At 37.8% G+C, this 25870-nt stretch carries 24 protein-coding genes, 2 tRNA genes, 1 pseudogene and 1 riboswitch; of the genes and pseudogenes, 12 read left to right on the plus strand and 15 right to left on the minus strand.

Annotated features, from left to right (window positions below; all coding sequences use genetic code 11):
• From B091_RS11930 to B091_RS0107595, 4 genes are all read right to left on the minus strand, one after another.
• Positions 1-653, minus strand: a 653-nt coding sequence (locus B091_RS11930; RefSeq protein WP_018109412.1) for a carboxypeptidase-like regulatory domain-containing protein, incomplete at its 3' end; no start/stop codon positions are given.
• 512 nt (positions 654-1165) lie between these two features.
• Complete coding sequence (locus B091_RS0107585; RefSeq protein WP_018109413.1) at positions 1166-2035, minus strand: Cbp1 family collagen-binding glycoprotein adhesin; 870 nt, start codon at positions 2033-2035, stop codon at positions 1166-1168.
• A 4-nt stretch (positions 2036-2039) separates the two neighbouring features.
• On the minus strand, positions 2040-2738 hold the full coding sequence (gene rsmI, locus B091_RS0107590; protein ID WP_018109414.1) for a 16S rRNA (cytidine(1402)-2'-O)-methyltransferase: 699 nt from the start codon (positions 2736-2738) through the stop codon (positions 2040-2042).
• A 6-nt stretch (positions 2739-2744) separates the two neighbouring features.
• Positions 2745-3368, minus strand: coding sequence for a hypothetical protein (locus tag B091_RS0107595; RefSeq protein ID WP_018109415.1), 624 nt, complete (start codon positions 3366-3368; stop codon positions 2745-2747).
• A gap of 107 nt (positions 3369-3475) precedes the next feature.
• Between B091_RS0107595 and B091_RS0107600 the strand changes: the two genes are divergently transcribed.
• The 3 genes from B091_RS0107600 to B091_RS0107610 all read left to right on the plus strand — a co-directional run bounded on the left by B091_RS0107600 (position 3476) and on the right by B091_RS0107610 (position 5477).
• Positions 3476-4081, plus strand: a complete 606-nt coding sequence (locus tag B091_RS0107600; RefSeq protein WP_018109416.1) for a thymidine kinase — start codon at positions 3476-3478, stop codon at positions 4079-4081.
• Between the two features lie 90 nt (positions 4082-4171).
• The gene (locus B091_RS0107605; protein WP_018109417.1) at positions 4172-5302 is read left to right on the plus strand and encodes an AI-2E family transporter; all 1131 of its coding nucleotides are present in this window, start codon (positions 4172-4174) and stop codon (positions 5300-5302) included.
• Positions 5303-5404: 102 nt separating this feature from the next.
• Positions 5405-5477: transfer RNA gene (locus B091_RS0107610), tRNA-Lys, on the plus strand.
• Positions 5478-5585: 108 nt separating this feature from the next.
• Here the strand turns inward: B091_RS0107610 and B091_RS12930 are convergent.
• Both B091_RS12930 and B091_RS0107615 read right to left on the minus strand, forming a co-directional pair.
• Positions 5586-5717: pseudogene (locus tag B091_RS12930) on the minus strand (transposase); the annotation flags it as partial.
• A 189-nt stretch (positions 5718-5906) separates the two neighbouring features.
• Positions 5907-6146 (minus strand): helix-turn-helix domain-containing protein, encoded by a 240-nt coding sequence (locus B091_RS0107615; protein ID WP_025069367.1) that lies wholly within the window; start codon positions 6144-6146, stop codon positions 5907-5909.
• 283 nt (positions 6147-6429) lie between these two features.
• Here B091_RS0107615 and B091_RS12355 point away from each other — a divergent pair, with 283 nt between their 5' ends.
• The 4 genes from B091_RS12355 (at position 6430) to B091_RS0107635 (ending at position 9216) form a co-directional block, all read left to right on the plus strand.
• Positions 6430-6942 (plus strand): hypothetical protein, encoded by a 513-nt coding sequence (locus B091_RS12355; RefSeq protein ID WP_018109419.1) that lies wholly within the window; start codon positions 6430-6432, stop codon positions 6940-6942.
• 25 nt (positions 6943-6967) lie between these two features.
• Positions 6968-7315 carry a hypothetical protein gene (locus B091_RS0107625; RefSeq protein ID WP_018109420.1) on the plus strand — a complete coding sequence of 116 codons (348 nt, stop codon included), beginning with the start codon at positions 6968-6970 and terminating at the stop codon, positions 7313-7315.
• A 49-nt stretch (positions 7316-7364) separates the two neighbouring features.
• Entirely contained in the window at positions 7365-8201 is an 837-nt protein-coding gene (locus B091_RS0107630; RefSeq protein ID WP_018109421.1) for an agmatine deiminase family protein, read from the plus strand.
• A 409-nt stretch (positions 8202-8610) separates the two neighbouring features.
• A complete protein-coding gene (locus tag B091_RS0107635; RefSeq protein WP_018109422.1) occupies positions 8611-9216 on the plus strand; it encodes an NAD(P)H-dependent oxidoreductase in 606 nt (201 codons plus the stop codon).
• Positions 9217-9352: 136 nt separating this feature from the next.
• Here B091_RS0107635 and B091_RS0107640 read toward each other — a convergent pair whose 3' ends face one another.
• The 4 genes from B091_RS0107640 to B091_RS0107660 form a co-directional block, all read right to left on the minus strand.
• On the minus strand, positions 9353-10240 hold the full coding sequence (locus B091_RS0107640; RefSeq protein ID WP_018109423.1) for a GNAT family N-acetyltransferase: 888 nt from the start codon (positions 10238-10240) through the stop codon (positions 9353-9355).
• Positions 10241-10393: 153 nt separating this feature from the next.
• Positions 10394-12871 (minus strand): heavy metal translocating P-type ATPase, encoded by a 2478-nt coding sequence (locus tag B091_RS0107645; RefSeq protein WP_018109424.1) that lies wholly within the window; start codon positions 12869-12871, stop codon positions 10394-10396.
• 87 nt (positions 12872-12958) lie between these two features.
• A complete protein-coding gene (locus B091_RS0107650) occupies positions 12959-13516 on the minus strand; it encodes a helix-turn-helix domain-containing protein (protein WP_025069366.1) in 558 nt (185 codons plus the stop codon).
• 142 nt (positions 13517-13658) lie between these two features.
• Positions 13659-14549: a mechanosensitive ion channel family protein gene (locus tag B091_RS0107660; RefSeq protein ID WP_018109426.1), complete on the minus strand. Its 891-nt coding sequence runs from the start codon at positions 14547-14549 to the stop codon at positions 13659-13661.
• Positions 14550-14781: 232 nt separating this feature from the next.
• Positions 14782-14876, plus strand: a riboswitch (TPP riboswitch).
• A 32-nt stretch (positions 14877-14908) separates the two neighbouring features.
• On the opposite strand from B091_RS0107660, the gene B091_RS0107665 reads away from it, so the two are divergent.
• The 3 genes from B091_RS0107665 to B091_RS0107675 are packed head-to-tail and all read left to right on the plus strand — an operon-like array spanning position 14909 to position 18298.
• Positions 14909-17128 carry a TonB-dependent receptor gene (locus tag B091_RS0107665; RefSeq protein WP_025069365.1) on the plus strand — a complete coding sequence of 740 codons (2220 nt, stop codon included), beginning with the start codon at positions 14909-14911 and terminating at the stop codon, positions 17126-17128.
• On the plus strand, positions 17128-17700 hold the full coding sequence (pnuC, locus tag B091_RS0107670) for a nicotinamide riboside transporter PnuC (protein WP_018109428.1): 573 nt from the start codon (positions 17128-17130) through the stop codon (positions 17698-17700). Before B091_RS0107665 ends, pnuC begins: the two co-directional genes overlap by 1 nt.
• The gene (locus B091_RS0107675; RefSeq protein WP_018109429.1) at positions 17687-18298 is read left to right on the plus strand and encodes a thiamine diphosphokinase; all 612 of its coding nucleotides are present in this window, start codon (positions 17687-17689) and stop codon (positions 18296-18298) included. The genes pnuC and B091_RS0107675 overlap by 14 nt, the downstream gene beginning before the upstream one ends.
• Before the next feature lie 73 nt (positions 18299-18371).
• Here B091_RS0107675 and B091_RS0107680 read toward each other — a convergent pair whose 3' ends face one another.
• The gene (locus tag B091_RS0107680) at positions 18372-18728 is read right to left on the minus strand and encodes a winged helix DNA-binding protein (protein ID WP_025069364.1); all 357 of its coding nucleotides are present in this window, start codon (positions 18726-18728) and stop codon (positions 18372-18374) included.
• A gap of 12 nt (positions 18729-18740) precedes the next feature.
• The gene (locus tag B091_RS0107685; protein ID WP_018109431.1) at positions 18741-21188 is read right to left on the minus strand and encodes an FAD-dependent oxidoreductase; all 2448 of its coding nucleotides are present in this window, start codon (positions 21186-21188) and stop codon (positions 18741-18743) included.
• A gap of 296 nt (positions 21189-21484) precedes the next feature.
• On the opposite strand from B091_RS0107685, the gene B091_RS11940 reads away from it, so the two are divergent.
• The gene (locus B091_RS11940; protein WP_051069809.1) at positions 21485-23056 is read left to right on the plus strand and encodes an L-lactate permease; all 1572 of its coding nucleotides are present in this window, start codon (positions 21485-21487) and stop codon (positions 23054-23056) included.
• 68 nt (positions 23057-23124) lie between these two features.
• Here B091_RS11940 and B091_RS0107695 read toward each other — a convergent pair whose 3' ends face one another.
• The 3 genes from B091_RS0107695 to B091_RS0107705 form a co-directional block, all read right to left on the minus strand.
• A complete protein-coding gene (locus tag B091_RS0107695; RefSeq protein WP_202898292.1) occupies positions 23125-23637 on the minus strand; it encodes a GNAT family N-acetyltransferase in 513 nt (170 codons plus the stop codon).
• A gap of 113 nt (positions 23638-23750) precedes the next feature.
• Positions 23751-24956 (minus strand): MFS transporter, encoded by a 1206-nt coding sequence (locus tag B091_RS0107700; protein ID WP_018109434.1) that lies wholly within the window; start codon positions 24954-24956, stop codon positions 23751-23753.
• A gap of 237 nt (positions 24957-25193) precedes the next feature.
• Positions 25194-25267 (minus strand) — tRNA-Met (locus tag B091_RS0107705).
• Positions 25268-25464: 197 nt separating this feature from the next.
• On the opposite strand from B091_RS0107705, the gene B091_RS0107710 reads away from it, so the two are divergent.
• Positions 25465-25857, plus strand: coding sequence for an START-like domain-containing protein (locus B091_RS0107710; protein ID WP_018109435.1), 393 nt, complete (start codon positions 25465-25467; stop codon positions 25855-25857).
• Positions 25858-25870 lie beyond the last annotated feature (13 nt).

Genomic DNA, 25870 nt, shown 5'->3' on the forward strand with positions numbered 1-25870 from the left:
ATTACGGTCATCGACTCAATATCATTACTATTGAGAGTTGATAACAAACTGGTTCCCCCTTGAGAATAACCAAATCCACTCACATCGCCATTATACAAAGGAACACCATCAATAACATAAAGTGGCTCGTTACTGGCATTAATAGAACCCATTCCACGAATACGCACCGACTCTACAGAACCTGGTTGTCCAGAGGTAGAGGTAATTTGCACACCCGAGATCCCTCCGGCCAATTTATCTGCAACATTTAGAGCTGGCACATCCGCTAGTTTTTCAGTACTCATACTAGAAGCAGCACCAGTAAAGGATGATTTTTTAAAAGTACCATAACCCGTTACGATTACCTCATCTAAAACCTCCGCATCAGATACTAGCGTAATCTTCATATTCGGTGTAATAGTTACGGTCTGAGATTTCATACCAAGATAAGATACTTTTAATTTGGTGGCAGTTGCAGGAACATTAGTAATGTTAAAAAAGCCATCAAAATCTGTTATCGTACCAAGGGATGTACCCTCAACTGTAACTGCTGCCCCAATCACAGGCAACCCATCTTCCTCAGAAAGCACCACTCCTGACACTTTCTGATTCTGAGCTGAAGCTACTCCTAAGGATAATAGCAAACAACCCAAAAACATCATTAATTTTTTCATATCTACAAGTTTTTTTCAGCCAACTCGTGTTAACCTTTTGCAATATTGACACAATTATCAAATCTCACAAGAAATCAAACAAAAAACTTTCTTAATGAGTCTATTTTACGAAAAATGTATACATATAGATATTAATACCACCCAAAACAACCAAAAGGTCAAAACAAATAATATTGAAAAAGAACCTTTTCGATAGATTAAATCACACTTTCAACTTAATTACAGTTAAAATACATCTTATAGATACATTTATTAGTATATTCAACTAAATAGAATTTTAGTATATGTTATGATTTTACCTATAAAATCACTCGATAAACACAATACTTAAATAGCCGATTATAAGGGATAGAAACACTAATTAAACCACTAAAAAAAAATGTTACTAGAGACATCTCTAGCAACATTTTTCAATTTGTTGATATAGTAAATTCTTATGCTACGTAGTAAAACAAAAAAGCTGTACAACATTAATTGTACAGCCTTCTCTATTCACAATTTATCAGTAACTCTTATTTAACTTGAATCACCAAGTATTTGCTTAGACTCCAAAAATATTTAGCATTAGTAATACTTAGTACGTATTCTCCCTTGCTGTTTTTTTCTAGGGTATATGAACCATCAGGATGAGAAGTCAAAATCTTAGCTGATTTAGAGTATAACTCAATGGTTTTAGTAGTACGAATATCAATTTCGGTAAAATAGTCCTTATTAAAGTCTTCAGTCAAAACTTCAGTAGATTTAAATAACCCACCACCAGCTAAGATTTTTTGATCTTTAAGCTCAGATTTAGTACCAAATACGAACCAAGCAGAATTAATGATTCTGTCTTGCTCTTCTACAGCCTCAGCTTTAGCATCGTTAGCCGCAGCAAGCGTTTCCACATCAGCAGCCAAATTACTAACAGCAGCATCAAGCTCTTGAATACGAATATTCTTAGAAGCAAGTTCTGCTTGCATCTCACCTATTCTGTTGGTCTTCTCAACCAACTCCGCCTTGAGCGATTCAAGTGTTTGAGCCAGGTTGGCTGATGCATTTTTGTTTCTCTTAAGCAGAGATTCAAGCTTTTCTATTTGAGATTTATTGTCCTCCATTGTTTTTGCAATGAATTCCATATCCTCTTTTATTTTCTGACGAGCAGTAGCTCCTTGTTCGATAATAGAACCACGTTGAAGATCTACACGGTTTTCCGCAATATTAATCTGACGGAATCCTTCTTGAATCTCATTAAACACTCCCCAAAACTCATTAAGCTCACTATCTTTTTCAGATAAGGCCAATGCTAAAGAGTCTTTCTCAGCTTGAAGCTTTTTCTTCTGACCAAAGTCACAAGCCGATAGACCTATAACGCATGCTAATAGTATAAACAAACTCTTTTTCATACAGTTATTCTTTAAATTTATCTTTTATTTTATTTTGATTTCCAGCTAATACTACTACAATTTCACCACGAGGTTCGCTTGAAGTAAAATGTGCAACAACCTCAGTTAGTGTTCCACGAATTGTTTCATTAAACATTTTCGAAATCTCTCTCGAAACTGACACTTGTCTTTCCTCTCCTACATATTCAATAAATTGAGTCAAGGTTTTAACCAGTCGATGTGGGGACTCATAAAATATGATTGTCCGAGGTTCATCTGCCAACTCTTTAAACCGAGTTTGTCTTCCCTTTTTCGGAGGTAAAAAACCTTCAAAACAAAAACGATCATTGGGCAACCCCGAATTCACAATTGCAGGAATAAGAGCAGTTGCACCAGGCAAACACTCGACTTCTATATTATTACGAACACACTCTCTGACCACTAAAAAGCCAGGATCAGAAATTGCGGGTGTCCCTGCATCTGAAATAAGGGCTACATCGGCCCCTGCCATTATCCTATTTATAACATTCTCCACCATTTTATGTTCATTGAACTTATGGTGAGACTGTAAAGCATTTTTTATTTCGTAGTGCTTCAAAAGCACGCCTGAAGTTCGCGTATCCTCAGCTAAAATAAGATCAACCTCTTTAAGCACACGTATAGCTCTAAAAGTCATATCTTCAAGGTTGCCCACAGGAGTTGGAACCACAAATAATTTACCCATTAATTTCTAATATTTAAAATAACGTTGCAAAAAATCGTCCATATCAAGGAAAGCTAAGTCATCAGTCTTACAAGTCACTTGTGTCGCCAAGTGCCCCACAGCCTGTTCATAACTCCCTAAACATTCCATTTCAGTCACAACTTTTTTAAACCTGTTTGTATCTCCCCCGAAAAGCTCTCGGGAAAATCGAAATACATCATTTAAGCTCAATGCTCTAAACATTGTTCCTGGCTCAAATCCAGTGCTTGAAATTTCATTAACCTCTTCCTTAGCAGGTTCGAGATCCCCAGTTTCTGCAATTGACTTTACGTTTGGAATAAGTTCCTCCACTTTTTTAGTAGCGACAACTGGCTCTTGGATCTGAGAACTCAACACTGTTTCTATAATAGGAGCAGCAACAAGCACCTCTTGGGGCTGAGTTGGTGCTACCCTATCAACAGCACCAATTGGTTCTGCTGAATATTTCTGATCGAAACCAGATTCGAGTTCTGACATTCTCGAAGTGAGGTTTTTCAAACTTCGACGAGTCACTTTATAAATATTTTGATCTTGGGGATTCTTGTCGAGGTATTCCAACAGACACTTCAACTCATAAAAATCCAATTCAATATCTGTAAGAAGTTTTTTCATTTCAATTAAGTAAACTTTATCAATTCAGACAAATGTAGAAATAAATAATTAAATTAGGGATTATAGTAAACAAAAGTATTATTTTTGCCCCGTTCAAAAGCAAAATTATGGCATTATTTTCTGAAGATCATACGTTGGAAACTTTTCGTAGAGGTAGAGTTGAAGTAATCTGTGGGTCAATGTTCTCGGGGAAAACTGAGGAATTGATAAGAAGACTCAAAAGGGCAAACTTTGCAAAGCAAAAAGTTGAGATATTCAAACCATCTATGGACGTTCGCTACTCTGATAATGAAGTGGTTTCCCACGATAAAAGCATGATTAACTCTACCCCTGTCGATTCTTCTTCAAGCATACTATTATTAGCTTCTGATGTTGATGTAGTGGGCATTGATGAGGCGCAGTTCTTTGATAAAGGTCTTGTTGAGGTATGCAATGAACTTGCTAATGGTGGCATCAGAGTAATTGTTGCTGGGCTTGATATGGACTATCAAGGTAAACCATTTGGTCCTATACCTCATTTATGCGCCATAGCTGATGAGGTTTCAAAAGTTCATGCTATTTGTGTTAAATGTGGACAACTAGCACTTTTCTCACACCGTACCGTTCTTTGCGACAAGCAGGTATTGCTTGGCGAAACAGAGCGTTACGAACCACTCTGCCGAAAATGCTTTTTAAAAGCATTAGATAAACAATCTCAACTTAAAGAAACATAATGTTCTTAAACCTTGTTATCTTTATCTAGCATCTAAAATGAGAACGATTTTCCATTCCGATAATCTATAATATTATTTTTAAAGACAACCATGTTAGAAGAACGCAAGAAGATAACATTCGATCAATTCATACGAACGACGATTGTCATATTGGGTATAGTAGCAGCATTAATGCTTATTAACAGACTCACAAGTGTTTTACTGCCTTTCTTTGTTGCTTGGGTCATAGCTTACATGATCTACCCAATAGTTAAGTTTTTTCAGCATAAAGTACGACTTAAAAGCCGTCCTCTAGCCATCTTTGTAACGCTGCTCAGCATTAGCATAATAGGTGCTGCTCTTTCCTATTTTCTCATACCTCCACTAATCATCGAAATGGGCAGAGTAAAAGACTTATTGATGGACTACTTACAATCGGGAGGAGATCAAGGCACACATATCCCCCAAAACCTCTCAGCATTTATCAAAGAATATGTTGACTTAAAATCAATATCGGAAGTTTTTGAACACGACAAACTTCTAGATATGCTACAACAAGCCTTACCCAAGGTTTGGACCATTCTTTCTGAGTCGGTGAGCTTCTTGATTAATATATTCACATTCTTCCTTATTCTGCTCTATATTGTGTTTATCTTGCTCGACTATGAATCAATAGCTGAGGGATGGATTGGATACCTACCTGAGAAATACAGAACGTTTTCTCAAAGCTTAGTAAACGAGGTTCAAGACGGAATGAATCGATATTTTAGAGGTCAAGCACTTGTTGCACTCTGTGTAGGAATTCTTATGAGCATCGGCTTCCTTATTATTGATTTCCCACTAGCCATTGGTCTGGGATTGCTTATTGGGGCGCTAAACATGGTCCCCTACCTTCAGATACTGGGTTTTGTACCAACTATTTTACTCGCTATTCTTAAAGCGAGTGACACAGGGAGCAATTTTTGGGTTATCATCGGATCGGCTTTGGCCGTATTTGCAATAGTGCAAATTATCCAAGATGGCTTTATCGTTCCACGCATCATGGGTAAGATTACAGGCTTGAACCCTGCAATTATACTTCTCTCACTGTCCATTTGGGGTTCGCTAATGGGCCTCATCGGTTTAATAATTGCTCTACCACTTACAACACTCCTTTTATCCTACTACCAGCGGTTCATTATCAATCGAGAAAATATATTTCAGCAAAACAAAATACCCGATAACACTGACACTCAGAAGTAAAACATTATTTAACTTATAAATAGAGAATCTTTTTAAACATATAAGTTGGTTCTTAATAATATATCGCATACATTTGCACTCGCTTAACAGCAACAAAGGTTTGATTCGTTAGCTCAGTAGGTAGAGCACAACACTTTTAATGTTGGGGTCCTGGGTTCGAGCCCCAGACGGATCACTTAGAAAAAGGAGTTCAAATGAACTCCTTTTTTATTCTACATCAAACGGCTTCTAATAATCAATTAGTTAAGTTGGGATCATACCGAAATTCTGAGGGATTGAAGATTTAAGCATAAATTTTAGATAATCTGAATAAGAAGAAAGAAATATCTCTCACTCCTCTGAGTTGCGCTCTAAATTGTTTGATTTTAGCATTAAAAGATTCGCTGGCCGCATTGGTTGCACGATTTCTAAAGAAAGCAACGAGAAGTGGCCATCACCAATCAGCAAGCTTTATTCAGTAGAGGACAAAAAAGAAAGGTAGGGAAAAGAGATGATCTTGATAAATCTTCTTTTCCCTACCTTTTACTAGGATGTAGCTTGGTTTGATATATTGAGAAGCTTATGCCTGCAATAGGTACTTCTAATATTCCGCTTGGCTACTTGTTTAACGTTCCTGTTTAGTCGTTCGATTCAGCAACATTGCATCTACTTCCATTTTACTAAAATAAAGATGCTTTGCATTCCGATAAAAAGGCAGTTGTTTGCGTTGGCAACGTTTTCTTACAGCAGCAACAGAAAGACCAAGATACTTCGCTACCTGTTCTACGTTCATTACAATGTCGGCATGTTGTGAGATTCTATGTGCAACCTCATCTACGAGTTTGATATATGTTTCTTTTTTCATGTGGTATGTTTGCGTTATTACTACTGCTCTCGTGGTGGCGCCAACCATGAGAGTACGACGCAAATGTACAGGAGGATACAAGAATGGAAATAATAAAGCAATTATTAGGGCTTAATATTTAACGGTATTTTAGAAGAAAGAAGGATTCATACTGAGAAATCATACTCGGGGAGGAATTGTTAAGTTTGTTCTTGATTTAAGAAAACAAGCAAGTTTGAAAAATTTCCAACAAAAGTTAGTAACTTGCAATTTTAAAAGGTAAGTTGAATTTTAATACAATACTATGATGACCGAAGATTTAAAAGTAAGGTTCTTAAGACTAGCTATAATAGAGCAAAAAAAATACGATGAGATAGGCGAAATTCTAAAGATTACTAAGAAAGATATCTCAAGATACTGGGAAGACTTGAAAGAAGAAAGAGAGCATCTCTCTAACATCAGAAAAATTTGGAAAGTCAAATACAATAATCCTGAAACAACAGAAACCTTTTGGGACTTTAAAAAGTGGTATGACTCAGTGGAAAGAAAGTGCTACTACTGTGGTATTACAGAAACTGAGATAGAGCAGTTATGGAAAAAAGAACAAACAAAAAACAAAGCATTAACTGAACGAAATCGTGGAAAGAAATTAGAGATAGAAAGATTATCACCTAAGGAACCTTATCATAAAATAGACAACCTTGTTTTGTCATGCTATTGGTGTAATAATGCAAAAACAGATACTTTTACAGCAGAAGAATTCAAGGAGATCGGAGAAACAATTGGAAAAATCTGGAAAAAGAGATTAACAGAATAGTCACTAAAATAAATAGTTTCATTGTATGAAGCAATTACTAAAAGCAAACCTAATAACAATAATCGTTATTTCGCTATTCTCATGTAGCCCAAAGCCCAAAATTGAAGGGAGTTTTATTAAAGTTAAAGAGAATGAACGAGGAACTAATTGGAATGTCTTTAATAAGGGATTAGTGAAGGAGTTAGATTTTGGTGAGAAAATCTGCCGTTTTTCTTATTTTGGTATTACAATGAGTGGGGAGTACACTATTGACAATAATTATATTTATGTAAATGTAGGTGGTGAATTAGGCACATTATCCATGGAAATAATAGATAACCAAACATTAGAAGGAGAAGGGTGGGCTTCTGGAACTTTTAAGAAGAAGAAGTAGTGCTCACACTATAATCGATTAGCTTTCTACAAATAACTAAACTAGTTATATGATTTACGATAAAGATACCAATATTGTTCACCTATCTCCTTGGTTAGAAGATTGCTTCCCAATATTTTATAAACGATTTACGTCTTTATTAGGCGAACATGTTATTTCATATAAAATACTACCCCATACAAATGACTTATGGTGTCGAGACTATATGCCAATTCAGATTGAAGAAAATACTTTTGTTCAGTATCAATACATGCCTGATTACTTATTAAGAAAGGAATCCAATGTGAAATATTTAACTGATTCGCGTAAAGTTTGTGAAGCTCTAGGGTATAAGTGTAAAAGAACGAATATTGTATTAGATGGTGGGAATATAGTAAAGGTGGGTAATTGTGTGATCATGACTGAAAAGGTGTTTTGTGAAAACCCCAATTATAAACGAGATGAATTAATTTCTGAGCTTGAAGAATTATTGAAATTAGAAATAGTACTGATTCCTTGGGATAAAAAAGAAATATATGGGCATAGCGATGGTATCATAAAAGGTGTGAATAATGACACTATTCTTATGACCAACTACTATGACTATGATAAAATAATAGCTAATGCGATTGAACACAGATTGCAGAAGAAATTTACAGTACTAAAGCTACAGTATAATGTGACAAAGCCAGATAAAAGAAATTGGTGTTATATAAATTATTTGGAAGTAGGTAACACTATTATATTGCCTGCGCTTGGAATAGAAGAAGACATTCTAGCCTTTAATCAAATAAAAGCAATATTCCCTATGAAAAAGGTTCTACAAATCTTAGCTCCAGAGATAATCGCTAAAGGTGGTGCTTTAAATTGTATTACCTGGAATTGCAAGATTAATTTAGAGTCATAAAATGAATAAAACAACAAACTTTACTATCTTTGTACCCTGAATCCCCAATAGGGTATTCACCAGAGATAAATAACATGTGTTACCAAACTGTGTTACCAACTCAAAACGAGCTTTCACTAAGAGTAAGAAACTACTTGATAGTAAATGAATAACGCAGGTATAAGCCTTCAATGAATGGGCTAAAAACAGATACCAGGCGGATCACGAAAAAGAGGAAGATTATTTTAGTCTTCCTCTTTTTATTTTGTAACTTCCCAAGCTCCCTCTAGGTATCCCAATTCTCACCCATACATTCTACTCTACTACTAAAAATAAATAAAAAGAGAGCCTCGATAAAGCTTACCGCAAACAAAAACAAACTCTTATTGGTTATCAACAAAATAAACTTTTCACTATAAGTAATAGAAGTATGAAGGTATTTATCATTAATGGAGGACAGCACTTTGCACACTCAGGTGGCGAGTTTCAAAAGACACTAACCAGTTGGACTGAAGAGTTCTTTAAATCAAAACAAGATAACGAAGTACGTTCTTTCAATATTAATAACGAATATGACCCCATCAAAGAGGTTGAAAACTTCGTTTGGGCAGACCTCATTATTTATCATACACCAGTATGGTGGTTCCAAGTGCCTTATAGGTTAAAGGGGTATATCGATGAGGTATTTACTGCAGGTCACGAAACAGGGATATACAAGAATGATGGCCGAAGCCGATCAAGTGATAACCCTAAGCTTCACTATGGTACGGGAGGGATGCTTCAGGGTCGAAAATACATGCTCACGACCTCATGGAATGCACCTATCGAAGCATTTACGACGAATGGTGAATTCTTCAACCTCAAAAACGAAGACGATGTATTTATGGGTGTACATCTGATGAACAAATTTGTTGGCTTAACTAGAGCTGAGGGCTTTCATTTCCATGAAATGGAAAAAGGAGTTACCCCAGAAAAAATAGTAGAAGACAAGGCGAATTATTTAGCGCATCTAGAAAAAACTTTTTACCAAGGCTAATTATTAGCAGAATGATTTAGTCGTAATACAAGTGCGAGTAGGTGGTTTAGCCAAAACCACCTACTCGCATCTTTATTTGAGCTACTGCATAGCACTATCCCATTAAAATAAAGTACAATTGAATACTCGTACTCTTTTAAGCATGAGAAAGCAACGGGAGAATCAGCTGAGTCTCATCAAACAGATTACTGCTTTTTGTGTCTTTTAAGACAAATAGATTATCATAGTCTAGGATCGGAGCTTTAACGAAGAACTCATCACTCACGGGAGTAAAACCTAGCCCTACGGTCTCTACTTCTGAGTGAATCTGAGGTAAGCATGCCAATATATCTTCTAATGAGCAAGAAGTATTCCCTAATATATCGAAGCAGTGCAATTCCTTTCCTTCGGTTTGTGCTATAATAACGACGCCATACGCATCTATATAATAAATAGCGTCCGAAAATATTGAGTCGCAATAGAACATCAATAACTCAAAATTATCAATCATTTTAACAGCCGAAAACGGATTATTTTGAAGATACTTCTGACGCAACAACTCTAAATCAGTAACCTTAGACAAATCAAGTTTCTTTAGCTCAACAATACTTGTTTTTAGAGAGGATATAGGGCAAGAATAAGCATATTCATATACCCTTCCAAAACCAAACTTAGGATAAAAGCTAGCCGACTCATCGTTAGCATAGAGATAGATAAGATCGGACTTAGATTGCCACTCCTTAATAATTGTCTCAATCAATTGACTTGCTAAACCTTGTCCCCTAAAGGCTTCATCGGTCATCACCGTACCAATTTGCAGGGCATCAATAGTTTGTCCAAACAGCTCAAACCTCATTCTATTGGCTGAGGCATTGGCTATAATCCTATCTCCTAGATAGTGAGAATAAGTTAGGTATTTAGAACTCCAGTATCCATCACGATACCACTCTTCAAAAGAGAGATCAAATGTTGCCAAAGCCAACTGGTTAAACGAGCTTCTCAGTTCCTTATTCGTCTCTAAACACTTAATAAACTGATATTCCATGAATTGGTTTTTATATTTTTAAAATCTGAGAGCTAAGATACTTCTTTTTAGGTAGCATAAACTAAAAAACAAAAAGCTACTTAGCGGTCTGCACCACTAAATAGCTTTCCTAGAAACTAACTAACTAACTAACTAACTAACTTAAAAAAAATCTTACTGCTTTGTGATCTTATAATCACCTGCTTCTTTAAGTGCAGCTTCCAATACTGAGAAGTCTGGCTCACTTGTTGCAGAGATAATTACTGTAGATGGGGCTTCGATTTTAACCTCTTCAACACCCTCTACTGCACCTAAAGCTTTTTGAACTCGGGCGTGGCAATGACCACACACCATGTCGGATACATCATACTTAAATTCCATAATTTCTTTATTTTCTTGTTTATCTTCATTAGACACTATATTCTTAGTGTACTTTGTATATCTGCTATTTCCTTTCCACTTCAAACGTAAACTGTTCGAAACTACACTTACACTACTCAAAGCCATAGCCGCACTTGCAATCATCGGGTTAAGTAAGAAGCCTGTAAAGGGGTATAATAAGCCTGCGGCAATTGGAATACCAATCAGGTTATATATAAATGCCCAGAACAAGTTCTGACGGATGGTCAATACGGTTTGCTTAGAAAGCTCAATAGCCATTGGGATTTTCAGAAGGTCAGATGATATGATTGTCATCTTCGCAACATCCATTGCGATATCACTACCCTGCCCCATAGCAATACTAACATCTGCACGAGCCAAAGCTGCACTATCGTTAATACCATCACCTACCATCGCAACCACCTTACCTTGTGCTTGAAGTTCTTTAATGAATTGCTCTTTCTGGTCGGGTAAAACCTCGGCTTTATAATGATCAATACCCAACTCTTTGGAAATTTGCTTAGCTGTTGATTCGTTATCACCCGTTAGCATATAAACCTCAATACCGAGGCGATGTAACTCTTTAATTGCTGCTCCAGATGTGGGTTTCACCTTGTCGGCAATAGATAAAACTGCAAGAGCCTCTTTTTCGCTAGCAAACCAAATTACTGTTTGTGCTCTATCGGCATAAAACTTAGCCTGCTCTTGAATAGACTCAGGTATATTAATCGAATTGTCACGCATAAGTTTGGCATTACCTATGAAATAGGTTATATCGCCATGCATAGCTTTGACTCCAGCACCCGTAACACTTTGGAAATTGGTTAATTCAACCGACTTCACCTCTCCATAGTGCTTCACGACTGCATCGGCAAGAGGATGCTCTGAAAGCTTTTCAAGCCCTACTAGAATAGCAGTTAACAACGAATCACGTTGATGCCAAAACTCACCTGTTACTTCTGGCTTGCCTTCGGTTATTGTTCCTGTTTTGTCTAAAACAATAGCATTAACTTTCTTAGCCAACTCTAAGCTTTCTGCATCCTTAATAAGGATGCCATTTTCTGCTCCCTTACCAATTCCAACCATGATGGCTGTAGGTGTTGCAAGACCAAGTGCACAAGGACAAGCGATAACTAAAACGGTTACTAACGAAAGAATAGCTTTGGTAAAGGCGTCATCGCCACCAAAAATCATCCAAACAATAAAGGCTAAGATTGAGATCCCGATAACAATAGGGACAAATATGCCCGCAATCCTATCGACAAGCTTCTGTACAGGAGCCTTGCTACCTTGTGCATCCTGAACCATAGCTATGATTTGAGACAGCACGGTATTAGCTCCTACTTTCTTAGCTTCAAACTGGAAACTACCCTTTTGATTGATAGTACCCGCAAAAACTTTATCGCCCTTTTTCTTCTCTACTGGGATGGGTTCACCGCTCAACATACTCTCATCTATAAAAGAGTTGCCTTGAACTACTACACCATCTACTGCTATTTTCTCTCCTGGCTTAACTATAAGAATATCATCTACCTGAACTTGATCAATAGAGACTACTTCGTGATCACCAGTTGCGCTTAAGCGAACAACAGTTTTAGGCTGAAGCCCCATGAGCTTTTTAATGGCCGTTGAAGTATTACCCTTTGCTTTTTCTTCCAAAAGCTTCCCTATTAATATGAAGGCAATAATAACTGCAGCAGCTTCGAAGTAAACATGAGGTTCTAACCCACGATCTGTCCAAAATGAAGGATACAATGTATTGAACACACTGAAGATATAAGCTACACCTGTACTAAGTGCAACAAGGGTGTCCATATTTGAAGTGCGCTGTTTTGCTTGTCGCCAAGCATTAAGGAAAAAATCACTACCCAAACCGAAAAGAACAACAGTAGTTAATGCCCACATAATGTAGTTACCATAAGGCATATCCATATAGAACATACCAATGATTGCCACTGGGGTAGCCAGAATAACCGACCAAATAGTCTTATTCTTTAGCTTCTTAAACTGTTTTGCTTTTCGCTCTTCAAGCGCATCATCATTTTGCTCGGATTTCTCAATTATAAGTCCGTAACCTGCATTTTTAACTACTCCTTGTAATATTTCGGGGGTAACCTGATCAGCATCAAACTCAACATAAGCCGAGTTCGTTGCAAAGTTTACTCCTGCGTTTACAACTCCTTTTTGCCCTTTCAAGGCTTTCTCGACATGAATCGCACATGCAGAGCAAGTCATATCCAAAACAGGGAAATTTTCTTTTACCTTAGCCATAATCTATTGTATCTTATTTCTTTAGTACAAAGATAGGGGGTAAAGAGTTCAGTTTAGTTATACAATTTACGGATAGGTTTACATCATTTACACTTGATCGATGGGACGACGTTGTAAATCTCCTTTTTGTTTAAATTGCGAAGGTGTAAGACCTGTAACTCGCTTAAACTGCCCACTGAGATGAGCAACACTAGAATAATTAAGTTGGAAGGCTATTTCACTCAGGCTCATTTCATCGTAGCGTAACAACTCCTTTACGCGCTCAATCTTCTGAGCAATAAAATATTTCTCTATAGTAGTCTTCTCCATTTCGGAGAACTGATTACTTATATAGGTATAGTCCATACTGAGCTTATCACTCAAGTAGTCCGAAAGATTAACTTTAAGTTCTACATTATCATAGATTAGCTTTACAAGCAATACTTTTACCTGTTCGACTAACCGATCTTTCTTTTCATCGATAAGCTGAAAGCCGATCTTTTGCAACTCTGTTTCAAGTTGAGATCTAAGTTCAGAAGATAGAGGCTGCTCAAGAGTTACTTCCCCCAAGTCAATAGTCACAAAAGGTATACTCAATTTTACTAGAGTAGACTCTACAACCATTATACAACGGGGACAAACCATGTTCTTTATAAATATCTTCATAACTATAGAATTCAATATTAACGCTTTGTATTTATCAAAGATAGACAAAAAGATACTCGAAATACTTAAGAGAAACAAAAAGAGAGGCTTATTTTACTCGAGCAAAATAAGCCTCTCTGTATTTAAAAATAACGAATTCAATTTATGAATCAGCCTTGTGAATGGTAAGCTGAGGGAAAGGGAAACCAATGCCTCTCTTATTAAATTCCTCGTAAATCTTTTTGTTGACTTCGAAGTAAACACCCCAATAATCAGGAGTACTTACCCATACACGTACTACAAAGTTGACACTACTGTCGGCCAATTGATGCAAAGCAACAAAAGGCTCAACATCGGAAAGAACGCGTTCATCTTGATTGATTACAAATAGGATAGCTTCTTGTACGGCTAAATAGTCTGAGCCATACTCGACACCAAATATCCATTCAACACGACGGCGATCCAAACAGTTTACATTTGTAATTACCCCACTACTGAGTGATCCATTAGGTATGAAAATCTGCTTATTATCAGGAGTATTAATTACCGTATGGAAGATTTGAATCTCCTTAACCGTTCCACTTACACTTTGACAATCAATATAGTCTCCAACACGATAAGGTTTGAAAAGTAAAATAATCACACCACCTGCAAAGTTCTGTAAGTTGCCCGAGAGAGCCATACCAATAGCCACACCCGCAGAGGCCAATAACGCAGCGAATGAGGTAGTATTAACCCCTAGAGCACTCACTACTGATACAATTAAGAGTGTAATTAGTAGAATATTCAACAAACTCATCAAGAAAGTCTTAACACCTGGATCGACCTCACGAGACATTAAAAATTTACGTGCTATACGCTTGATGAAATTAATTAAGAACTTTCCAATCACTAAAATCAGAATAGCAATTAAGATCTTTTCGCCTCCCTGGATTAAGAAATTAATCACCTTATCCCATAACATAGATGGAGAGTCAACCCCAACAGCACTTGTTACGGTATTTGCGGCATCAGCGATTGCATCTGTCGCATCTAGTAAGTTTTGTATAAACATAAGCCAAATAGTTTTTCTGTAAAATAAAAGAAGATTATGCACTTTCTCTAATTACAACATAAAAACCTCAAACATGTTTACAACTATTAATATAAAAACAAGTTATCTGACTAATTAGTCAAGCTAAATCCTCCTTGGAAACTAGCCAGCTCTACACTAATACGGTGCTAAACTAAGCGTATTAACTGTTATAAATTTGCATAAAAGAGTTAATTGATATACTTTTGAGCGATTTCAAAAAAAGGGGTGCCCCAAATTAACGGGCTGAGATCATACCCAAAACCTGATCCAGATAATGCTGGCGTAGGAATTTATAAGAGGAACACTCCCCTTTTCCTCTGTGTAATAGTTTAGAAATTATGAAAACAAAAACTCTTTTATGCATGGGTCTACTGACCGGTGCTACTGCATTTGCACAAACAAATGTAAAAGACAGTCTGCGTGTTTATAACCTCGAAGAGGTTGAAATTGTCTCAACACGTGCCAACAAGAAAACCCCCGTTGCTTTTACGGATATCTCCAAAGAGGAACTTCTAAAGCAGAACACGGGCAAAGACATTCCCTTTCTTCTTAGTACCAGCCCATCTATCTTGACAACTTCGGACGCAGGTGCGGGTATAGGATACACCAAAATCAGAATCAGAGGAACCGATGCCACACGTATCAACGTAACCACCAACGGTATCCCAATGAACGATGCTGAAAGCCATGAGCTCTATTGGGTGAATACCCCCGACTTAGTCTCTTCACTCGAAGATATCCAGGTGCAGCGTGGTGCTGGAACATCTACCAACGGAGCAGGTGCCTTTGGAGGGACAATTAATATGAGAACTCAAGCTTCATCTCCACACAAATACGCCGAAGTATCGGGTGGCTATGGTTCATTTAATACGCATAAAGAGACCTTCCGACTCGGTACAGGACTTATCAAAGATAAATGGGCTTTCGATGCTCGACTTTCGAATATTAAGAGTGACGGATATAGGGATAGAGCCTCATCGGATTTAAAGTCGTACTTCTTGCAAGGAGGTTACTTCGGGACCTTGACAACAGTAAAGTTCATAACCTTTGGAGGTAAAGAAAAAACTTATCACGCTTGGGATGGAGTTAGCCAAGAGCAGCTCAAAAAGAACCGCAGATACAACCCCAATGGCGAGATTAAGAATGATGCAGGAGATGTTATCGGGTTCTATAAAAATCAAGTCGACCTATATACGCAGAAAAATTACCAGCTGTTGTTAAACCAATACCTGAGTCCAAACTGGAGCCTCAATGTGGGCCTTCACTATACAAATGGCAGCGGACATTACGAAGAGTACAAAAACAAACGCACACTAATTCAGTATGGACTAAAACCCTACATTGTCAATGGAAAAGAGATAGAAAAGGAAGATCTAGTTCGTCGTAAATTTGTGGATAGTGGTTTTGGTGGTGGTATATTCTCACTCGACTATAAAGGGGATAGGCTACAAGCATCTCTAGGAGGTGGAATGAACTATTATAAGAACAACCACTTTGGCAAGGTAATCTGGATTAAAAACTACATTGGCGATTTAGATCCCGATCACCAATACTACGATAACATTGGACGAAAGACTGATGGTAACATCTATGCACGTGCCAACTATGATATTGTGGGTGGATTAAGCATTTATGGAGATGCGCAATTCCGCCATATACGCTACAAATTAAATGGTGTAGATGATGAATGGGATTGGACAGCTAATCCTGCAGGGCTGCAAGCCTTCGACTTAGATAAGAAATTTAATTTCTTCAATCCTAAAGTAGGACTATCTTGGCAGATTAACCCATACCACCAAGCATATGCTTCGTTCTCCATTGCTCAAAAAGAGCCATCGAGAGGGAATTACACCGATGCCTTGTTTTCTAAGCAACCCGATTCGGAAAAGCTTTTCGACTACGAACTAGGTTATAACTACGCTAACGAAAGATTCAGTGCGAATGTAAATCTCTACTACATGGATTACAAAGATCAGTTGGTCTTGAATGGCAGAGTAAACGAAATTGGCTCACCGATTTCGGAAAATGTAAAACACAGCTACCGTATGGGAATAGAGACAGCCTTAGCTGTGCAAATCGCCGATTGGCTGAAATGGGATATCAATGGAACATGGAGCAAGAATAGAATTAAGAATTACGAAGCCTATTTCAGTGATGAAAACTACGAGCAACATGCCATACAATGGGGTAATTCACCGATAGCATTTTCTCCATCGTTTATGGGGAACAGTATTATTTCTGCAGATTTCTTAGGAGTTAATATCGCATTTCAGAGCCAGTTCACTACTCGTCAATACTTAGACAATTTAGGACTGAAAGAAAATTCACTTGACCCCTACTTTGTAAGCCACTTACACGCGAGCTATAAGTTTAATATCCCCTACACCAAAGGACTAACACTTGGAGCAAGCGTATATAACCTATTCAATACAAAGTATGAAACCAACGGTTATGCACAAAACTCAATTAGCACTGATGGCAAAACATTAAGCTTTGATCCGCGTTTTTATGCCATGGCTGGAACCAACTTTATGATTAACGCAAGAATTGCTTTCTGATGTTGAGCTTAGAACTATTAGGTACAATCGTAGGAGTAGTCTATCTTTGGCTAGAGTACAAGGCAAGTATACATTTATGGATAGTGGGCATCATCATGCCAGCTATCTATGTCTTCGTTTATTATGAAGCGGGTCTTTACGCCGACTTTGGAATTAATATATACTTCCTGATAGCTGCCATATACGGCTGGTTGAGTTGGAAAAACCACAAAACCGATGAAGCTACAGCTACACGCCCTATCACCATTACACCTAAAAGGCTTTATCTTGCCCTGTTTATAACTTTTTCGGCTTGCTTCTTAGGAATTGCTTGGATACTCATAGCCTTCACTAACAGTGATGTGCCTTGGCTAGACAGCTTTACTACAGCACTAAGCATTGTGGGAATGTGGATGCTGGCTAAGAAATACCTTGAACAATGGCTCACTTGGATTGTAGTAGATGTCGTCAGTGCTGGTCTTTATATCTATAAGGACTTATATCTGACTGCAGGATTATATGCTTTATATACAGTGATTGCTGTTTTGGGCTATTACAACTGGAAAAAAATGATGCTTAATGGAGAAGAATAAATCAGCCGTAGTTATCGCTAACGGAAGCTTTCCGACAGACCAAAGGACCTTGGAGTGGATTACTAAATCCAACTACATTGCTTGTTGCGATGGCGGTGCAGACCAAGTGATTGAACAAGGAATAATCCCCGACATTATAGTAGGTGATGGAGATTCAATAAATTCTGCTTACAAGCAAAAGTATAAAGATAGATTGCACCTAATTGCTGATCAAGAGACCAATGATTTGACCAAAACTGTGACTTACCTAAGTAGTCAGGGCTTTGACGACATCACAATTCTAGGAGCAACGGGCAAAAGAGAAGATCACACGCTGGGTAATATTAGCTTGCTACTCGACTATATGAAACTGTGCAAAGTCAAGATGATTACAGACCATGGGGTGTTTTATCCGTGTCAAAATGAGTTCGAGGCAACTATACCCCTAAAATCACAGCTCTCAATCTTTAATTTTGGAGCCACCGACTTAAGAACTGAAGACCTTGAATACCCCATTCGAGATTTCACGAGCTGGTGGCAAGGCACACTCAACTGTACACGAAATGAAACTGTCAAGATTCAAGCCAATGGAAATTTCTTAGTCTTTGTGGCTTATTAAGAATAATATACAGAAATACAAATAAAGAAGAAAGGTTTCCAACATCAATTTATGGAGACCTTTCTTGCTTTATTTAAGATTCAAATAACGGTTTAATCATTGGAGGAATTTCAACTTTATCCAAGACAAACTGATCGACTAACTCTTGCCCTTTAGGGGTAAGCTCAAAAAACATCAATCGCTTATCTTCTTTTCCAAGACTCCGCATAATATAAGCCTTATCTTCAATATTGCTAATGACCTTAGATGTATGAGACGGGCTCATTTCTGTTCGCTCAGCAATGGCGCTAGAGGTCATCTTGTTTTGAGCTTCATTCAGAGAGCAGAGTACCATAGCTTCGTTAAGGCTTACACCATAAACTTTTCCAAATCCTACCTCAAACTGAGCTAAGGCCTTATACAAATCTCTCATGACACAAATTGTCTTCATACTAACTTACATTTAAATAAATAAATTACCGTTTGCTTTATCTGCACGTTCCATATAAGTAGCTACACCACCCAATGAAACTTCGGGTATCAACTCTTCAGCGGTAACGCCCATAACATCCATAGACATTTGACAAGCTATAAACTCGACCCCACTCATTAATGCTTGGCGACGTAAAGACTCAACAGAATCTACATTCTTTTGTTTCATAACATAGCGCATCATTCGACGTCCCATTCCACCCATATTCATTTGTGAAAGTTTAAGGTACTTCGAGTTTGATGGCATCATCATGCTAAACATCTTGCTCATAAAGTCTTTCTTTACTCTTGGCTTTTTGGCGCGCTTAATCACATTAAGCCCCCAGAAAGTAAAGAATATCGTTACTGGTTGACCTGTAGCTGCCGCACCGTTGGCTAAAATAAATGTGGCTACAGCCTTATCCAAGTCATCACTAAACATGATAAAAGTTTTACCACGTGGCAAAGATACAGCATTAGCAGTATTTACATCTTGAGGGTCATTCTTTTTAATAAGAATTGTATGAATCCCTTTCTCAGAACTCTTACTTAAAAACTCATTGCCCGTAGAACCACACCAAGCCTCGGCATCACGGCCAAACGCTGCATCAGTTGAAGTAATTTCGATCGTCTCGCCCGGATTCATCGAGTCAACAGACTGTTTTAATTTCATGATAGGGCCAGGGCATTGTAAACCACAAGCATCAACTTTAATCGTTTTCATATTTTGAGTAGCCAAGGGCTGTGTTTCGTTATTTGATTTGGGCGCATTCGCCTGTTTATTTATGGGCGTTGTGTCTAGTGTTGCAGCATTGAACATTTTAGTTCCACCATTCAAACTAAATATATTAGTAAAACCATGTCCCGCCAAGATGCGATAAGCCAAGTATCCCCTTAGCCCTACTGCACAAGTCAGATAAACAGTTTTATCTTTTGATACCTCATCCAAACGGCTACGTAATTCGTCAAGTGGAATGTTAGTTGATCCAGCTAAACAGCTTGCACCACATTCAGCCTGGGTACGCACATCAATAAGCTGGACTTTCGCCGGGTCTAAGTTGACCAAATCTCTCCAACTTACAGTTTTGAGCTTGCCAAGCATAATATTTTCAGCTGTATAACCAGCAATAGCTATAGGGTCTTTGGCAGATGAAAAGGGTGGAGCATAAGCATGCTCAATCTCCATTAAATCGTGAATCGTCCCGCCTCTTTTCACAAGCAGAGCTAACTGATCAATACGCTTATCTACCCCATCAAAGCCAACAACTTGAGCACCATAAAGGCGTCCAGTCTTAGGATTAAAGGTTATTTTGATGGTTAGGGGCAAAGCACCTGGATAATAGCCTGCGTGAGAACTACCATGTGTAATAACTGATCGAAACTCCATTCCTTCTTGCTCCAAACGTTTGGCTGGCAACCCTGTTGAGGCCACAGTCAAATCAAAGACTTTGGCTATACTCGTTCCGATTGAACCTTCATAAACGCGTGATTCGCCTAAGATATTATCAGCAACCAACCTTCCTTGACGGTTAGCAGGCCCTGCCAAATAGTTTAACCAAGGTTTTCCAGAAATGGGGTGTGGGAACTCAATAACATCACCAATGGCATAAATATCTTTATCAGAAGTTTGTAAGTGCTCATTGACTTTGATACCACGAGCCTCACCTATTTCGAGCCCTGCAGCAACGGCTAGGTCAGTGAGCGGACGCACACCAATGGAGAGAATAACAAGATCGGTTTTAAGTTTCTTACCGCTCTTGAAATGTACAATCAAACCATCTTCCAGTTTTTCGAAAGAAGTTACCGCCTCTTTTAGATAGAGATTCACACCCTTATCAATCAATTCTTGGTGAACCAGAGAAGCCATTGTAAAATCTAGTGGAGCCATCACTTGATCACCCATTTCAACAATCGAAATTTCGGCACCATATTCGTGCAAATTCTCGGCCATCTCAAGACCGATAAAACCCGCACCAATAACCACTGCATTCTTTACCTTCTTAGAGTCCATGAATGCTTTGATATGATCGGTATCGTCAACGTTGCGTAACGTAAAAATGCCTTCACTCTCTATTCCAGGCAAAGGAGGTTTAACAGGAACAGCTCCTGTAGAAATAAGAAGTTTATCGTAAGACTCAACATAAGTGCTACCATCAGCTTTACGCAGGGTCAACTCTTTTTTATCTTTATCGATACTGATTACCTCGTTTTCGACACGTACATCAATATTAAAACGTGCCCCAAAAGATTCAGGGGTTTGAACAAACAACCGATCTCTATCGGAAATAACACCTCCTAAATAGTAGGGTAAGCCACAATTGGCATAAGAAATGTATTTCCCTTTTTCAAGTAGAATGATTTCAACATCCTCATTCTCTCTTCTAATTCGAGCAGCTGTAGTAGCACCACCAGCGACTCCTCCAATAATAAGTATCTTCATTATTCTTGATTATAAATAGTTTCTACTGGAAATAACAATCAGTAGTTATTATTGTTCATATTTATCTAATAAAAAAATAGTTTTAGAGTTGGAATTAAATCAAAATTGGTATATTGGAAACTATTATGTAAACAATTAAGAACGACGATCACTTTATTTCAACCTAAGAACAACCTTAGGTTCTATTATAGAATCGCCTATTTGCATCATAAAAGAGTAACCTTATTCTATTCTAAATAATCACATCTAAATCTAATACGATGAACACTATTTTATTAAATGCAGTAGAAGACGTAATGGGAAGCTTTAATTGGCTTGATGTCTCTCTTGCGGTTATTCCCGTAGTTTTACTTATCATCCTATTGGGGGTCATGAAAGTTTCTGGCGACAAAAGTGCAGCAATCACCCTCCTTGCTACAGTTATTATTGCAATAGCTGGGTTTAACTTTCCTTTAGTTGACACAGGCTTATCTGTGTGGTATGGCATACTTAAAGCTATATTTCCTATTCTTATTATTATCATCATGGCCATTTTCAGTTACCAAGTTTTGGTGCTCACGAAGAAAATGGAAATTATAAAGAGCCAATTCACCTCTATATCATCAGACAAATGCGTTCAAGTACTCCTACTAACTTGGGGTTTTGGGGGTTTGCTTGAGGGTATGGCAGGTTTTGGTACTGCTGTAGCAATTCCTGCAGCAATCCTTATTAGTTTGGGTTTTCAACCCATATTCTCGGCAGTTGTCAGCCTGATAGCCAACAGTGTGGCTACTGGTTTTGGTGCTGTAGGTATTCCTGTTATTGTACTTGGTCAACAAGCTGGAGTTGAAAACATACAAACATTAAGTACACAAATCGTATGGCAACTCTCACCACTGATGTTCATCATTCCTTTTATCTTATTATTCATGACAGATTCACGGATGAAATCTGTACCCAAACATATACTACTGAGTGTAATTGTAGGGGGAGTATCACTAGCGGTTCAATATATAGCAGCTCGCTACATGGGACCTGAGACTCCAGCTATTTTGGGTAGTATTGCATCGATTATTACAATCATGATTTATGCTAAAATAGTAGAGAGCAAGAAAGATAAAGAGAATAATAAAAAGAAAGAACAAATTAGTACCAGCCAAGCATTGAAGGCTTGGAGCCTTTATGGACTAATCTTACTCTTTGTTATTCTCACTAGCCCTATTCTTCCATTCAAGGAGCCACTAAAAGAGATAATTAGCACGACTTGGACTTTCGATATTTTCGATGCAAACACCCAAGGAATTATGGCTCGTAGCATCTCAATTTATTGGTTGGTTGATACCGGTGTACTATTATTCTTAGGTTCAATGTTGGGAGGACTAATACAAGGAGCAACACTGGGTTCTCTCTTCAAACTACTCGGACGTGTAATCAAACTACAATATAAAACAGTTATTACTGTTTGTTCATTAATAGCTTTATCTTCGGTGATGGATTTTTCGGGTATGATAGCTATACTTGGTCTAGCTCTAGCCTATCTAACAGGTTCATTATATCCACTATTCGCACCTACAGTAGGATGTTTGGGTACATTCCTTACAGGTAGTGATACTTCTTCAAACATTCTGTTTGGTAAACTTCAAGCTTCAGTTGCACACGCTACAGGAGCTGATCCAAGCTGGCTTGCAGCAGCCAATACAGCAGGAGCTACAGGGGGTAAAATTATATCTCCTCAAAGTATTGCAGTAGCAACTTCATCATGTGGGCTACAAGGTCAAGAGGGTGCTATCATGAAGAAAGCTATTCCTTTTGCCCTGATGTATATCGCCGTGGCTGGGCTTATGGTCTATTTCTTACCTAAAATCATGGGTTCCTTGATTGCAGGATAAAACTTTTTTAAACATCATAATTTGCAGAGAGTTGGTCCATTCTTCTAATAAAGAGTGGGCCAATTCTTTTATAGACTCTTCTGAAAAGCCAACCTAGCTGTACCATTGGCAACATAGATTATTCCACAATACCTGAAACCCATGCTTTGCAAAAGGTGAAGCATTACTCCATTATCGGCATGTGTATCTACTCTCAGATTTTGAGAACGCTCCAAACACCAATCTAAGATAAAACGACCTATCCCTTTAACCCGACCACTACCAGCTACTCTATGAAGTGTAGCGTAAGGTGCATCGTTTAACCACTCTCCCTCATAAATGACTCGATAGGTTGGATCTTCACCAAAGATGAGGGCAAACACTGCACAAAACTCATTATTCGAAAAGCAAAGATATAGATATCCCTCAGCAATATCTTTCAGTAATTGCTGCTCGGATGGATAATCTACAGACCATTGCGATCTATTACCCGATTGATACATCTGCTCTCGAGCAAGATTAAAGACCTCTAAAATCTGTGACATATCAATAGGACAAGCCGGGCGAATCCTAAACAAATTATCAAACGCAGAACCATTCATAAGCATGAGATTAAATCAAGAGTTATTTCAGTGGGCTAAAATAAAGAAAAAAGGCTACTTAACATGATTTACATGTAAGTAGCCCTCTAAAATATTTAATCTGAACTAAATCTTTAGTTGTGTTTAATTTTAACATTCGGTAGGAATAAAGCTACAATACCTAGCAAAGGCATGTAAGCACACATATCATAGACAAACTGTATTCCATGAGAATCAGCAACCCAACCAAGTAAAGCGGCAGAAATTCCTGCAATACCAAAAGCAAATCCGAAGAACATGCCCGAAACAAGTCCTAACTTAGAAGGAAGAAGCTCCTGAGCATATACTAAAATCGCAGAAAAGGCTGATGCCAAAACCACACCTACAATCGTTGTTAAAATACAGGTTCCCATTAGACCAACATGAGGCATAAAGAGAGCAAAAGGAGCAGCTCCTAAAATTGAGACCCAAATCACATATTTACGGCCAATTCTATCTCCAATAGGTCCACCAATTAAGGTACCAAGTGCAACAGAGAATAAGAATAGGAATAAATACATCTGCGACTCTTGTGTTGTTACACCAAATTTATCAATAAGGAAAAATGTATAATAGTTGGTCAAACTCGCCATATACACATATTTAGAGAAGAGCAATATTAATAATACAACAATCGCGAAAGTAGTCTTCTGACGATTAAGAGGATTGGGCTTAATATGTTCAATCACAACCTTCTTTTCCTTAACCTCCTTAAGCTTCTTACCATACCACTTATAAATCGGGCTAAGAAGTACAATTACAATCAGAGCCAAGAAAGAAAATAGGACGATATACTCTTGTCCATAAGGAGTAATTATTAAAGCGGCTAGCAAAGGTCCTAAAGATCCTCCTAGATTACCACCCACCTGAAATATGGATTGTGCTAAACCGTGACGACCACCAGAGGCTAAATGTGTTAACCGAGAAGCCTCAGGATGAATAATGGACGAACCAGTACCAATTAAGGCTACCGAAATCAATACTGAAATATAATTTGGAGAAAAAGCCAATATAGCCAATCCTACAAGTGTAAACATCATCCCAATAGGCAAATAGTAAGGTCTAGGCTTTTTATCAAAAATGACACCTACAATAGGCTGGAATATTGATGAGAATATCTGATAAACCAAAGCAATAATACCAATTTCAGCTAAATTAAGAGATAAGCTATTTTCCAGCATTGGGAAAATAGACGGAACTATAGACTGAAATACATCATTTGAGAAATGGGCAAAACTAAGAGCTAATAAAATCCCCATTGCCGTACGCGACTTAGCGGGATTAACATTTAAATCATTCATTATATTATAAGTAATAATTTGGCTGACCTAGCAGCTGTAAATAAAAAATGACTAGGTGGTTTTGGTCCCCCCAGTAAGTGGGAGTAACCAAACAACCTAATCGTTTGATATAAGCGAATCTCTGATTACTTAATTATTAAAAACAAGCATACCAAGTGCAAAACACAAGAGCTTGTAAGAGAATTAAATAACAGAAAAAGAGGGAAGTTTTCGCATTGAAAAACTTCCCTCTTAAAGTAGCGGGACCGAGAATTGAACTCGGGACCTCATGATTATGAATCATGCGCTCTAACCATCTGAGCTATCCCGCCATCACCATCATTTCGTGATTGCGAGTGCAAATATAAGCGTTTAATTTATTTCTGCAAAAAATACAGCAACTTTTTTGACAAAATATTTACACACGACTATTTATTGCTGTTTCAGGCATAAACATATTTATTTTACTTCACTTTTTTTTGGATAAAAGTACTTATCTTGGCACATAGAAACACAACTGAAGAATACTATGTCAAGAATAAAAATAAACTTAGAATACATATTAGATGCCACCTCCAAAGATATTATTTGGGATGCGATCAGCACGCCCTCAGGTTTAGAAGGGTGGTTTGCCGATCACGTAGATTCAAATGATAAAATTGTAACATTCTATTGGGGTGAAAACGATGAAGAAGTAAAGCAAGCAGAGATTGTAGGGTTTCGTACCTATTCATATATCCGCTTCAAATGGGCTGATAGCACACACCCAAAAGAGTATTTTGAATTAAGAATGCATAAAAGCGAGCTTACAAACGACTATGTTCTAGAGATTAAAGATTTTGCTGATGACGATGAAATCGACGATCACGAGGAACTATGGAACAAACAGATAGAGACACTCAGACGACTAAAAGGCTTCTAGTAAATTTAATTAT

Origin of the sequence: Bacteroides propionicifaciens DSM 19291 = JCM 14649 (assembly GCF_000375405.1) — a bacterium.
Taxonomy (GTDB): domain Bacteria; phylum Bacteroidota; class Bacteroidia; order Bacteroidales; family Bacteroidaceae; genus Bacteroides_E; species Bacteroides_E propionicifaciens.